The sequence below is a fragment of the Pseudomonas migulae genome (assembly GCF_024169315.1).
Classification (GTDB): Bacteria; Pseudomonadota; Gammaproteobacteria; order Pseudomonadales; family Pseudomonadaceae; genus Aquipseudomonas; species Aquipseudomonas migulae_B.
The window spans coordinates 2,529,365-2,541,336 of the sequence record NZ_JALJWR010000001.1 but is presented as its reverse complement, the minus strand read 5'-3'; the positions used below and the strand labels follow the sequence as shown (position 1 = coordinate 2,541,336).

Below are 11,972 nucleotides of genomic sequence, written 5' to 3'. Positions count from 1 at the left end.
TCTCTTGGGGGAAAACGACATAACTATGTATTGCACGGTGCGTGGCGAGAGGTGATTGAATGCAAGATTGCTGGCCGGGGCGGGATGCAAACGCCTAGACTTCGCCGATCTTCAGTTCAGGAATAGCCCGTGACCTCCATCTTCTGGTACGACTATGAAACCACTGGCATCAACCCCCGTTGCGACCGTCCGCTGCAAGTGGCGGGGCTTCGCACTGACTTCGATCTCAATGTCATAGACGAGCCGGTCAATCTTTACTGCCAGCCCAGTGAGGACATCCTGCCGCACCCGGCGGCCTGCGCAATCACTGGGATCACACCGGGCCAATTGGCCGGGCGCGGTTTGAGCGAAGCGGATTTCATGACCCGGGTGCATGCCCAACTGGCGGCGCCGGGCACGTGTGGCGCGGGTTACAACACCTTGCGCTTCGATGACGAGATGACTCGTTACAGCCTGTACCGCAATTTTTTCGACCCCTATGCCCGCGAATGGCAGGGCGGTAACAGTCGTTGGGATTTGATCGACGTGGTGCGCGCAGCCTATGCCTTGCGTCCGGATGGCCTCGTCTGGCCCAAGGATGACGAAGGGCGGGTCACGCTCAAGCTCGAACGCCTGACCGCCGCCAATGGCATCGATCACGGCAATGCTCACGAAGCGCTGTCGGACGTTCGCGCGACTATCGCGCTGGCACGTTTGATTCGTGAGAAGCAGCCGAAGCTGTACGACTGGCTGTTTCAGTTGCGCGGTAAACAGAAGGTGATGGATCAGATTCGGCTGTTACAGCCGATGGTGCACATTTCCGGGCGCTTTTCGGCGGCACGCAGTTACGTTGGCGTGGTGCTGCCATTGGCCTGGCACCCGCGCAACAAGAATGCGTTGATTGTCTGTGACCTGCACCTGGATCCCCAGGGATTGCTTGATCTGGACGCCGACTCCTTGCGTCAGCGCCTGTATACCCGGCGTGATGATCTGGCCGAGGGCGAGTTGCCGGTGCCGCTCAAGCTTATCCACATCAACAAATGTCCGGTGGTCGCGCCTCTGTCGGTACTTCGCCCCGTTGATCAGCAACGTCTGGGGCTGGACATGGCGTTATATCAGGAGCGCACGCTGCGGCTAAGTGACGCACAGCAAGTTTGGCGGGATAAAGTTCAGGCCATTTATTCCAGCGAAGATTTCACCCAGAGCCAGGACCCTGAGCAACAGTTATACGATGGTTTTATTGGTGATCGGGATCGGCGCCTTTGTGAGCAAGTCCGAGCGGCTGACCCGGCGCAATTAGCCAAGGAACAATGGCCTTTCGATGATGAACGTTTACCCGAATTATTGTTTCGATATCGAGCACGCAACTTTCCCGACACGTTGAATTTCGAAGAGCAAGAGCGCTGGCGAATATTCTGTCAGCAGCGTTTGTCAGATCCCGAGAAGGGGGCGCCCAATACTCTGGAAACTTTTGCAGAGGCCGCGGCCCAATTGAACATTACGGCAACGCCGTTCCAGCAAGAGGTGCTCAACGAGTGGAGCAATTATGTCCAGGCATTGCGCAAACGTTTGAATCTTTGAAACTGAAAATGCCCGGCACTGAATGCCGGGCATAAAAAAACGCCAGCGTTTGCTGGCGTTCTTTTTTGTAGCGAAAAGCGTTGCGGCTTAGCCCAGCAGGGTAGCCCAGCCTTCAACCACGTCACCGCCCCACTTGGCTTTCCACTCTTTCAGAGTCTTGTGGTTGCCACCTTTGGTTTCGATGACTTCGCCGTTGTGCGGGTTTTTGTATTGTTTAACTTTGCGAGCACGCTTGGTGCCAGTAGTTTTTACTGCGCCGCCGCGTGGTGCCTTGGTTTTGGATTCTGGATCCAGCAACGCGATGATGTCACGCAGGGACTTGGAGTATTCGCCCATCAGGGTGCGCAGTTTGCCTTCGAATTCCAGCTCGGTTTGCAGTTTGTCGTCTTGGGACAGGTTCTTCAAACGGGCTTGCAGCTCTTTGATAGCTTCTTCGGTGGCGCGATATTCGTTGATCAAGGACATTGGGACTACCTTATGTTTGGCGCTGGATGGCAGGGGACAGTGCGGCAATAATAGTCAGGGTGTTTCATCAAGTAAACATTTAAACCGGTGTTTATTTAAATTAGTTGTCGTGAATAGGGCGTACGCCGGATGTGCAGTTAAATAGTGTGACGCAGGTATCACAGATATTCACAATTGAGCACTTGAAGATTAGCCGCAAGAGCACCATTGCGCGGGTGAGTGGGCGCTTTCAACGCTTGTGCCAGCCACCCTCGCACAAGGCAAGGTGTCATCTATACTGCAGTTTTTCCGCGCAATCGCTAGAATGGCGGCCTTTGCGAAGTTCTGGAGTTTCCCCCTCATGCGCACTTTTCGGCTAGTGATTGCTTGCCCGGACCGCGTCGGCATCGTTGCTAAAGTCAGTAACTTTCTGGCGTCACATAACGGCTGGATCACTGAAGCGAGCCATCACTCGGATAATCTCAGTGGCTGGTTCTTCATGCGTCACGAGATTCGAGCCGATTCTCTGCCTTTTGGTATCGAGGCTTTCCGCGAAGCGTTCGCGCCGATTGCCGAAGAGTTCTCGATGAACTGGCGCATCACCGATACCGCGCAGAAGAAGCGCGTGGTGTTGATGGCCAGCCGCGAGTCTCATTGCCTGGCTGACTTGCTGCACCGCTGGCACAGCGATGAACTGGACTGTGAAATCTCCTGCGTGATTTCCAATCACGATGATTTGCGCAGCATGGTCGAGTGGCACGGTATTCCTTACTACCACGTGCCGGTCAATCCACAGGATAAAGAGCCGGCATTCGCCGAAGTCTCGCGTCTGGTCAAACAGCACGAAGCCGAAGTGGTGGTCCTTGCCCGTTACATGCAAATCCTGCCGCCCGAGTTGTGCAGTGAATATGCGCACAAGGTCATCAACATTCACCACAGCTTCCTGCCGTCGTTCGTCGGCGCCAAGCCCTATCACCAGGCTTCCCTGCGTGGGGTGAAGCTGATTGGTGCGACGTGCCACTATGTCACTGAAGAGCTGGACGCCGGCCCGATCATCGAGCAGGACGTGGTGCGTGTCAGCCACAGCGATAGCATCGAAGACATGGTGCGTTTCGGGCGTGATGTCGAGAAGATGGTGCTGGCCCGTGGTCTGCGTTATCACCTGGAAGACCGGGTGCTGGTGCATGGTAACAAGACCGTGGTGTTCTGATACCCGCACGACACGGTTGAAATTCGAAGGGCCTGGGCGTTCAATCGTTCAGGCCCTTCGCCGTTTCTGCACTGAGGATATGACCATGGCCGATCCACTGGACAAAGCCACTTCCAAAGCCCCCGCTACATTGGGGGAGGGGTGTTTGAGCCGCTATGATCCGGATGACTTGAGCCCTGAGGATGGGACGGAGTTTCCTGGGGCGGAGGAGTTGTGGGAGGCGTTGAATTCTGAGTCTGAGATTGTGCCTGCTGGTGATGGGGTACTGGCGAAGAAGCTTTGATGTCCGGAGATTTAGGTTATAGCTGGGCGGCGTTTGGTTGATGGTGTACATATCCGTTGCTGCGGTAACGGCTGATAGTGGTTCCGCTTTTACAGCGGGTTACTTGGAGAAGCGCCAAGTAACCAAGCGCTTTTGCCCCTTTCGTTCGGTGGCTCGCTAAGGCTCGGCATGCCCTCCTTCCGGTCCTGCTCCGTGGGCCCGCCGCCATCGGCCATCCATGGCCGGGGGCGGCTAACCCGGCATCCATGCCGGGTTGCCCACTGCGCAGAACCTCCACTCGGCCTCTCGAGGGGGCGACCACCGCCACAGCACCGCGAGGCGGCCTGCGGGCCGACCTTGTTCTTCAGGTGTATGCATTCCCCTGTGGGAGCTGGCTTGCCAGCGATGGTCGTTAACGATGACGCGTGCTGCCTGGATGAACGCGGTGTCTGGGCGTCCATCGCTGGCAAGCCAGCTCCCACAGGGATTGTTGGTGGGCGTGACATTGGTGTTCACCCCCGATGAACCTGACGAACTTCAGGCCGGCTATCAGGCCGCCTCGCTTTGGTTTTGGATCTTGATCTGCCCCGTCGGCATGCCCTCCTTCCGGTCCTGCTCCGTGGGCCCGCCGCCATCGGCCATCCATGGCCGGGGGCGGCTACCGCGGCATCCTTGCCGCGGTGCCCACTGCGCAGAACCTCCACTCGGCCTCACGAGGGGGCGAGTACCGCCACAGCACCGCGAGGCGGCCTGCGGGCCGACCTGTCGTTTGAAGCGTTTCGCATTCCCCTGTGGGAGCTGGCTTGCCAGCGATGGTCGTTAACGATGACGCGTGCTGCCTGGATGAGCGCGGTGTCTGGACGTTCATCGCTGGCAAGCCAGCTCCCACAGGGATTGTTGGTGGACATGACATTGGTGTTCACCGCCGATGATCCTGACGGACTTCAGGCCGGCTCTCAGGCCGCCTCGCTTTGGCTTTTGATCTTGATCTGCCCCGTCGGAAGGCCGAGCGCAGGTTCTGCGCAGTGGGCAACCCGGCATGGATGCCGGGTTAGCCGCCCCCGGCCATGGATGGCCGATGGCGGCGGGCCCACGGAGCAGGACCGGAGTGAGGGCATGGCGAGCCCAGGCGAGCCACCGTACGTCAGGGGCGCTGGGCGCTTGGTTACTTGGCGCTTTTCCAAGTAACCCGCTGTAAAAGCGGAACCAATATTAGCCGTTACCGCAGCAACGGATATGTACACAAAAAAAACACCCCCTAAGCCTGCCGAAACCTCATCAACTTCTTCAACAACGGCCGCCCAAGCATCAACAAAAACACCGGTCCCCCGACCACCAGATAAAAGTAATAAGTCACCGCCCGCCAAATCAGAATCGCCGCCGCCGCCGTGGATTTCCCTACCATGGGCGCCAGCAACGCCGCCGAGGTCAATTCCGCCGCCCCTGCGCCGCCCGGCAACAGGCTGAATTGCCCTGCGCTCAGCGAAAGCATCTGAATCAGAAAACTCCAGGCCCACTGCAAATCCGCGCCGAGCCCACGCAACGCCAGATACAACACGCTGTAGCGCAGGACCCAATGCACACACGTCAGGACAAACACCTTGATCAACGTCTGAACCGGCAGTTTCAGCGTGTCAGTAAACGCCGCCAGGAAATGCAGGAGTTTTCGTGCCCAGCGCATTCGCGTGGAGCCTTTGACGCTAAGACGAACGAGCAAACGCCCACTCAGACGAATCAGCAGCCGATGATAGCGCGCGATCACCACGCAACTGAGCAGCCCGCCGAACATCGAAATGGCGCTGACCGTCAGCAACCATTCCATGCGCTCACTGAGGTGCTGGAACAGCGCATAAATCAGAATCCCGCTCAACGCACAGAGAAAGAACAGCAGATCGCTCAGTTGATCCATGGCGAAAACGGCGCTACCCCGTGCCGGGCGCACGCCGTTGCGCGCCAGCAGCGCCATGATCGTCAGCGGTCCGCCGCTGCCGCCCGGAGTGGCGCAGTAGGCGAACTCGGCCGCCATTACCACCCCCAGGCTTTTGACCGGGCTGACCTTGTCGCGCTGATCACCCAGCAAAAGACGCAAGCGCATCGTGTTGACCACCCAGCACAGCAGGATCATGCCGAACATGATCAACAGCCAGTTCAATGGAAAACTCTGCAGTCGCGACCAGGTCTGGTTGCCGCCCAGTAACAGCGGAATCAGCACCGCAGCGAGCAGCGCGACGAACAACACAATGGCGCGGCTCATGCGGCGCGCCCGGCACGGTTGTCGTGCTGCGCCAGCCACTGCGCCTTGGTCATCGGCACACGGCCCTCGTCGAGCAGGCGCTTGAGGGTTTGCAGCCAATAATTGCGTGAGAAGGGGTGACGCATGTCCACCGGGTGCAAACCCAGGCGAATCACCGGAGCGTGACGCCAGCGGTGTTCACGCTGATCGCTGACCAGCTTCGACACACCCCGACGCCAGGGACTGCGTGCACTCCAGACCAAGCCCGGCGCATCGACCGGAGTGAAATCGGGCAGGCGATACAGGTGCTGTGGATCGCTGGTGTAACTCAGGGGTAGCTGGCGCAAGGCCTGGCGTGTCCCTTCGCTCATCAGCCAGGCCGGGGCGACGAAACCCTCCAGCGGCCAGTGGTAGCGATGGAACATGTCAATGCCGGCATGCAGGCGTGCGAGGGCCGCTTCCTGTGACAGGCTGTAAAACTCGCCTTCGTGGGTATAGATGCGGCGCATGAACCAGTCTCGTGGTGTGAGGGGCGTCGGGCTTTCATCGCAATGAAAATAGCCGTGCAGCGCCAGTTCGTCACCTCGGGCGACACGGTGGTTGAGCAACCGCCGAAATTCCGGATGAGCGTCCAGCGAGTTGTGCTTGTGAAAATCCGGCACCACCAGCCAGGTCATCGGCACCTCGCCCAAGGCGTCGATGGCTTCGACAAAGGGTTGGTAGTCGGCCCAGGTTTGCGGCGCGACGTCGTGCAACACCAACAGCAGGCTGGGCGCGTTCATGGGCTCAGCCATTGGCGATCCGCGGCCATTGGCTGCCGAGGACGGCGTGATAATGGCCCAGCAGGCTGTTGACCACCGTGTCCCAGGAATAATGTCGCTCGACATGACTGCGGGCCTGTTGGCCCAAAACGGCACTGCCCGAACTGAACAGCTCCCGTACGGCATTGGCCATCGCCATCGAGTTGTTCGGCGCGCAAAGCAGGCCGCATTCCGCGTTGATGATTTCCTTGAAGGCCCCGGCTGCCACGGCCACCACCGGAATGCCGCAGGCCATGGCTTCGAGAATCACCAAGCCGAAGGTTTCCTGATCGCCGGCGTGTACCAGCGCATCGGCACTGGCCATCAGCCTCGCCACTTGCGTCGCCGGGCAGAACTCATCGACCACGGTCACGTTATCCGGCACCGCCGCCGGCATCGACGAGCCCACCAGTAGCAAGTGATAGCGGCGGCCCAGGCGTTTCATGCAGTCGAGCAACACCGGCAGGTTTTTTTCCTTGGAACCGCGCCCGGCGAAAATCAGCAGATGGGTATTTTCATCGATGCCCAATTCCGCGCGCAGGCCCGGGTCTCGTGCATCGGGATGGAAGGTGTGCAGGTCGACACCCAGCGGTTGGACGAAAACGTTCTTCACGCCGAGGCTGATCAATTTGTCGGCCATGATCCGGCTCGGCGCCAGCACCCGGTCGAAGTTGCCGTAGAGCTTGCTGACATAGGCCTCGACATTGGTGGTGACCCAGTTGCCCATGCGGTTGCTGACCAGCAGCGGCAGGTCCGAGTGATAAAAGCCGATCACCGGCACATCGAGTTGGCGACGGGCATCGAGCGCCGCCCAGGCCGTGAGGTACGGATCGCCGACTTCAATCAGATCGGGCTGCAACGCCTGCAGGACATTGCGCCAGGGCGCGAGACGGAGAGGGAAACGGTAACCCTTGCCGAAGGGCAGGGCGGGGGCCGGAACCGTGAAAATGCCATCCTGTTCACTCAGGTGTGAGCCAGGGATCAACAGGCTGTGACGAATGCCGGGCTTTATGCCCAGGCGACGGTGTTTAGCATCCAGATACGTGCGCACGCCACCGCTGGCAGGGGCGTAGAACATGGTTATGTCAGCGATATGCACGATGAGCATTCCTCCGGTCCGTTGTTCTCCCTTGGTTGACCTTTATGAAGGATAGATGTTCGGTTGGGGTTTTGTGGCGGAGGCAACAAGTTGTGCGGTGTCTGGAAGGGCCTCATCGCGGGCAAGCCCGCTCCCACAATGATCTTTGGTGGACACAAATGATGTGTGCGACCGGGATCACTGTGGGAGCGGGCTTGCCCGCGAAGGGGCCCGCAAGCACGATTTAAATCCTGAAGCTGCCCACCAATTGCTTGAGACGCGCCGCCTGCTGCTCCAGGTCGGAACACGCCCGCAACGTCGATTGCAGGTTTTCCACGCCTTCCTGGTTCAGCGTGTTGATCTCGGTGATGTCGACATTGATCGACTCGACCACCGCCGTCTGTTCCTCGGTCGCAGTGGCCACCGACTGGTTCATCCCGTCAATCTCGCCAATGCGCAAGGTCACGCTGTTCAGGCGCTCGCCCGCCAGGTTGGCGATTTCCACGCTGTCCTGGCTGTGACGCTGGCTGTCGCTCATGGTGCTGACGGATTCGCGGGCGCCGACTTGCAGCTCCTCGATCATGGTCTGCACCTGTTGCGCCGATTCCTGTGTGCGGTGCGCCAGGTTGCGCACCTCATCGGCCACCACGGCAAAGCCACGCCCGGCTTCACCGGCACGGGCCGCCTCGATCGCGGCATTGAGCGCCAGCAGGTTGGTTTGCTGGGAAATGCTGGTGATCACTTCGAGAATCTGCCCGATGTTCACGGTTTTGCTGTTCAGCGATTCGATGTTGCTGCTCGAGGCGCTGAGCATGCTCGACAGTTGGTTCATCGCGACAATGCTGCGATCCACCACTTGCTGGCCATCTTCGGCCAGGCTGCGGGCGTCGCTGGCCTGACTCGACGCCTGGGCGGCGTTGCGCGCAATTTCCTGGGCCGCGGCACCGAGCTGGTTGATGGCGGCGGCGACGCTGCTGGTGCGCGAAGCCTGCTGGTCGGAGTTGTACATCGACGAGTTGGAGGCCGCGACCACGCGCAGGGCGACTTCGTTGACCTGCCCGGTCGCCGAGGACACTTCGCGGATCGAACCGTGAATGCGCTCCACGAAACGGTTGAACGCAGTGCCGAGCACGCCGAATTCATCGTTGTTCTGGATCGTCAGGCGTTTGGTCAGGTCGCCTTCGCCGTCGGCGATGTCCGCCATGGCGCGGGTCATGACGTGCAGCGGCTGGATCAGGAGGCGGATCAACATGCCCAGCAGGGCGATGATGATCGCGACCGCGATGACAGTCGCGACGACCGCCGAGGCGCGGAATTCGCTGAGCATCGAGAAGGCTTTTTCCTTGTCCACCGACAGACCGATGTACCAGTTGACCGAGGGCAGGCCTTTGATCGGGGTGAACGTGACGATGCGGGTCTTGCCGTCGACCTCCACTTCACTGAAGTCGCTGCTGATGCGCGGGGTGTTTTTCGGGTACGCCTCGCTCAGGGATTTCATCACCAGCGCTTTGTCCGGGTGCACCAGGATCTTGCCGTCTGCGCTGACCAGGAACGCATAACCCATGCCGTCGAAGTTACGGGCGCTGAGGGTGTCGATCAGGGTTTGCAGGCTCAGGTCGCCGCCCACAACGCCGACACTTTGGCCGGCCTTTTTCGAGGCGGTGGCCATGGAGATGATCAGTTGGCCGGTGGCCGCGTCGATGTACGGCTCGGTCAGGGTCGAGGTGCTGCTGCTTTCCGCACCTTTGTACCAAGGGCGGACCCGTGGGTCGAAGCCGTCAGGCATTTTTGCATCCGGGCGGATGGTGAAGCTGCCGGTGGCATCGCCCAGGTAGGATGCCATGAAGGTCGACGTGAGAGCTTTCTGCTCGAGCAGGTGAGCAACGTTGGTTTGTTCCGGGTTGAGGGCGATGTTCTGGGCAAGGCTTTCGATCAGCAGGATGCGACCCGCCAGCCAGGTCTGGATATTGTTGGCGGTGACGTCACCCATCTCATTGAGGTAGTTGTCCAGGTCCTCGCGAATGGCGTTGCGCTGCAAATAGTCGTTGTACAGGGTGAACGAGGCGAACGCGGCAATGACGATGAGGGCGGCGGCAAGCAGGATTTTATGGCTGAAGCGCAGGTTTTTGTTCATGGCTTGGGGTTCCGCTAAGGTCTTAATGCCCAAGGCGTGCTTTTATAAAGACACGCACAGTGGGCGGTCATGAAAACAAGCTGATATTTCCGTCCTCTCCTTAGGGGGATAACCGATGCTTTTCAGTCTGTTATATCGACCGTGCAGGATTAAAGATTAAACAAAGGTGACCAAATGCATGATTCATCGCAACTCGTTATCGGTGCCGATCTCGCGGGGCAACCGATCGCCCAGGCCATGCGTCTGGCGAACCGTCACGGTCTGGTCGCGGGCGCTACCGGGACCGGCAAGACCGTCACCTTGCAAAAACTCGCCGAAGCGTTCAGCGATGCTGGCGTGGCCGTGTTTGCGGCGGATATCAAAGGTGACCTGTGCGGTCTCGGCGCGGCCGGCAACCCACAAGGCAAGATTGCCGAGCGAATCGCCGGGATGCCGTGGCTGAACCACACGCCTCAGGCGTATCCGGTCACCCTGTGGGACATTCACGGTCAGTCCGGTCATCCATTGCGCACCACCTTGAGCGAAATGGGACCGTTATTGATTGGCGCCTTGCTCGAGCTGACCGACAGTCAGCAGTCGGCGTTGTACGCGGCATTCAAGGTCGCGGACCGCGAAGGCTTGCTGCTGCTGGATTTGAAAGACCTCAAGGCACTGCTCAATCACCTGCGTGACCACCCCGAATTGCTGGGGGACGACGCGGCGCTGATGACCACAGGGTCGAGTCAGGCGCTGTTGCGGCGCCTGGCGATTCTGGAACAACAGGGCGCCGAGGCGCTGTTCGGCGAGCCGGCGTTGCAACTTGAAGACATTTTGCAGCCGACTGCCGAGGGGCGCGGACGCATTCATTTGCTCGATGCCAGTCGCCTGGTGCACGAGGCGCCCAAGGTCTACGCGACGTTCCTCTTGTGGCTACTGGCCGAACTGTTCGAACAACTGCCGGAGCGCGGTGATGCCGACAAACCGCTGCTGGCGCTGTTTTTCGACGAAGCACACTTATTGTTTGCCGACACACCCAAGGCGTTGCAGGAACGTCTGGAGCAAGTGGTGCGGCTGATTCGCTCGAAAGGCGTGGGCGTGTATTTCGTCACCCAGTCGCCGGGCGACTTGCCGGATGACGTGCTGGCTCAACTCGGCCTGCGCGTCCAGCATGGCTTGCGCGCGTTCACGGCCAAGGAGCAGAAGTCCCTTCGGGCCGTGGCCGATGGCTTCCGGCCGAACCCGGCGTTCGACGCCTTGTCGGTGTTGACTGAACTGGGGATTGGCGAAGCGCTGGTCGGCACATTGCAGGACAAGGGCACGCCGGAAATGGTCCAGCGGGTCCTGGTCGCGCCGCCGCAATCACGGATCGGGCCGTTGAGCGAAACCGAGCGCACGGTGCTGATCGCCGGCTCGCCGTTCAAGGGGCGGTACGACAAACCGGTTGATCGTGAATCGGCCTATGAAATATTGATGGGGCGCAAAGGGTTGGCTCCGGAAGCAGACGCGGTGCCCGGCAAACCGGCGGCCGAAGAGCCAAGCTTTACCGACAAGGCCGGGGAGTTCCTCGGCACGGCGGCAGGGCAGGCATTGAAATCGGCGATGCGACAGGCGGCCAATCAGCTTGGTCGCCAACTGGTGCGCGGGTTGATGGGTTCATTGCTGGGAGGCAGCAAACGTCGATAGCAAGCGGGCACGGTCAAAATGTGGGAGCGGGCTTGCTCGCGAAGGCGGCTGACCAGCCAACATCTCTGTTGAATGTTGAACCGCCTTCGCGAGCAAGCCCGCTCCCACATTAGATCTACGTCAGGTTTTGGGTTTGGCGTGCGCCGCCAATCGCTCCAGCGCGGCCCGCAGATTCGGATCACTGATCCCGTCAGCTGTCGCCTGAATCGTCGCCCCCGCATCGCTGGACAAACTGATGGTATGCCCCGCCGCCCCTTGCTGAACGGTCGGCGGCTGCACCTTGAACAGAATCCGGGTCAGGCTGGCGAACTCATCAAACATCTGTAACTGCCGTTGCAGACGCTTCTGTTGATAACGCAGGCGGGTCGCCCAATGACCGTCGGTGACAATCAGCAACAGACTGCCTTCGCGCCACGATGCCACATGGCAATGCTCGCGCGCGGCGGGCTGCAATTGGCTTTCCAGCAGACGTTGTAAATGACCCAGGCGTTGAGCATGGCCAAAAATGGCTTTCAGCGGTTTGGCTTCGCGAAGCAGAACGGCGGGTGCTCTGGCCGTAAGAGGGCGAAATGCCATGATCAGACACCTG

At 59.8% G+C, this 11,972-nt stretch carries 10 protein-coding genes and 1 pseudogene; 4 read left to right on the top strand and 7 right to left on the bottom strand.

The window, feature by feature from the left end:
* Nucleotides 1-129 precede the first annotated feature (129 nt).
* Nucleotides 130-1,560, top strand: a complete 1,431-nt coding sequence (gene sbcB, locus J2Y86_RS11680; RefSeq protein ID WP_253431213.1) for an exodeoxyribonuclease I — start codon at nt 130-132, stop codon at nt 1,558-1,560.
* 87 nt (nt 1,561-1,647) lie between these two features.
* Here sbcB and mvaT read toward each other — a convergent pair whose 3' ends face one another.
* Nucleotides 1,648-2,025 carry a histone-like nucleoid-structuring protein MvaT gene (mvaT, locus tag J2Y86_RS11675; RefSeq protein WP_007933316.1) on the bottom strand — a complete coding sequence of 126 codons (378 nt, stop codon included), beginning with the start codon at nt 2,023-2,025 and terminating at the stop codon, nt 1,648-1,650.
* Nucleotides 2,026-2,365: 340 nt separating this feature from the next.
* Between mvaT and purU the strand changes: the two genes are divergently transcribed.
* Together purU and J2Y86_RS11665 are read left to right on the top strand one after the other, a co-directional pair.
* Nucleotides 2,366-3,214 (top strand): formyltetrahydrofolate deformylase, encoded by an 849-nt coding sequence (gene purU / locus J2Y86_RS11670; RefSeq protein WP_017340494.1) that lies wholly within the window; start codon nt 2,366-2,368, stop codon nt 3,212-3,214.
* Between the two features lie 85 nt (nt 3,215-3,299).
* A complete protein-coding gene (locus tag J2Y86_RS11665) occupies nt 3,300-3,497 on the top strand; it encodes a hypothetical protein (RefSeq protein WP_253431210.1) in 198 nt (65 codons plus the stop codon).
* Between the two features lie 1,237 nt (nt 3,498-4,734).
* Here the strand turns inward: J2Y86_RS11665 and J2Y86_RS11660 are convergent.
* The 5 genes and pseudogenes from J2Y86_RS11660 to J2Y86_RS30425 all read right to left on the bottom strand — a co-directional run.
* Nucleotides 4,735-5,730 (bottom strand): lysylphosphatidylglycerol synthase transmembrane domain-containing protein, encoded by a 996-nt coding sequence (locus J2Y86_RS11660; RefSeq protein ID WP_253431207.1) that lies wholly within the window; start codon nt 5,728-5,730, stop codon nt 4,735-4,737.
* Nucleotides 5,727-6,503, bottom strand: coding sequence for a DUF2334 domain-containing protein (locus J2Y86_RS11655; RefSeq protein WP_253431205.1), 777 nt, complete (start codon nt 6,501-6,503; stop codon nt 5,727-5,729). The genes J2Y86_RS11660 and J2Y86_RS11655 overlap by 4 nt, the downstream gene beginning before the upstream one ends.
* Nucleotides 6,496-7,617: a glycosyltransferase family 4 protein gene (locus J2Y86_RS11650; protein ID WP_253431202.1), complete on the bottom strand. Its 1,122-nt coding sequence runs from the start codon at nt 7,615-7,617 to the stop codon at nt 6,496-6,498. The genes J2Y86_RS11655 and J2Y86_RS11650 overlap by 8 nt, the downstream gene beginning before the upstream one ends.
* A 214-nt stretch (nt 7,618-7,831) precedes the next feature.
* Nucleotides 7,832-8,596, bottom strand: coding sequence for a methyl-accepting chemotaxis protein (locus J2Y86_RS30430; protein ID WP_437180684.1), 765 nt, complete (start codon nt 8,594-8,596; stop codon nt 7,832-7,834).
* Nucleotides 8,597-8,689: 93 nt separating this feature from the next.
* Nucleotides 8,690-9,721 (bottom strand): annotated as a pseudogene (locus tag J2Y86_RS30425) (HAMP domain-containing protein); the annotation flags it as partial.
* Between the two features lie 174 nt (nt 9,722-9,895).
* Between J2Y86_RS30425 and J2Y86_RS11640 the strand changes: the two are divergent.
* A complete protein-coding gene (locus J2Y86_RS11640) occupies nt 9,896-11,383 on the top strand; it encodes a helicase HerA-like domain-containing protein (RefSeq protein ID WP_253431196.1) in 1,488 nt (495 codons plus the stop codon).
* Nucleotides 11,384-11,503: 120 nt separating this feature from the next.
* Here the strand turns inward: J2Y86_RS11640 and J2Y86_RS11635 are convergent, their stop codons facing one another.
* On the bottom strand, nt 11,504-11,959 hold the full coding sequence (locus J2Y86_RS11635; RefSeq protein ID WP_027922922.1) for a DUF721 domain-containing protein: 456 nt from the start codon (nt 11,957-11,959) through the stop codon (nt 11,504-11,506).
* Between the last annotated feature and the right edge of the window lie 13 nt (nt 11,960-11,972).

Bases quoted from the DNA above. Each gene is read 5' to 3' on its own strand.
- mvaT (WP_007933316.1), bottom strand. From the start codon at position 2,025: ATGTCCTTGATCAACGAATATCGCGCCACCGAAGAAGCTATCAAAGAG.
- purU (WP_017340494.1), top strand. From the start codon at position 2,366: ATGCGCACTTTTCGGCTAGTGATTGCTTGCCCGGACCGCGTCGGCATC.
- J2Y86_RS11665 (WP_253431210.1), top strand. From the start codon at position 3,300: ATGGCCGATCCACTGGACAAAGCCACTTCCAAAGCCCCCGCTACATTG.
- J2Y86_RS11660 (WP_253431207.1), bottom strand. From the start codon at position 5,730: ATGAGCCGCGCCATTGTGTTGTTCGTCGCGCTGCTCGCTGCGGTGCTG.
- J2Y86_RS11655 (WP_253431205.1), bottom strand. From the start codon at position 6,503: ATGGCTGAGCCCATGAACGCGCCCAGCCTGCTGTTGGTGTTGCACGAC.
- J2Y86_RS11650 (WP_253431202.1), bottom strand. From the start codon at position 7,617: ATGCTCATCGTGCATATCGCTGACATAACCATGTTCTACGCCCCTGCC.
- J2Y86_RS30430 (WP_437180684.1), bottom strand. From the start codon at position 8,596: ATGTACAACTCCGACCAGCAGGCTTCGCGCACCAGCAGCGTCGCCGCC.
- J2Y86_RS11640 (WP_253431196.1), top strand. From the start codon at position 9,896: ATGCATGATTCATCGCAACTCGTTATCGGTGCCGATCTCGCGGGGCAA.
- J2Y86_RS11635 (WP_027922922.1), bottom strand. From the start codon at position 11,959: ATGGCATTTCGCCCTCTTACGGCCAGAGCACCCGCCGTTCTGCTTCGC.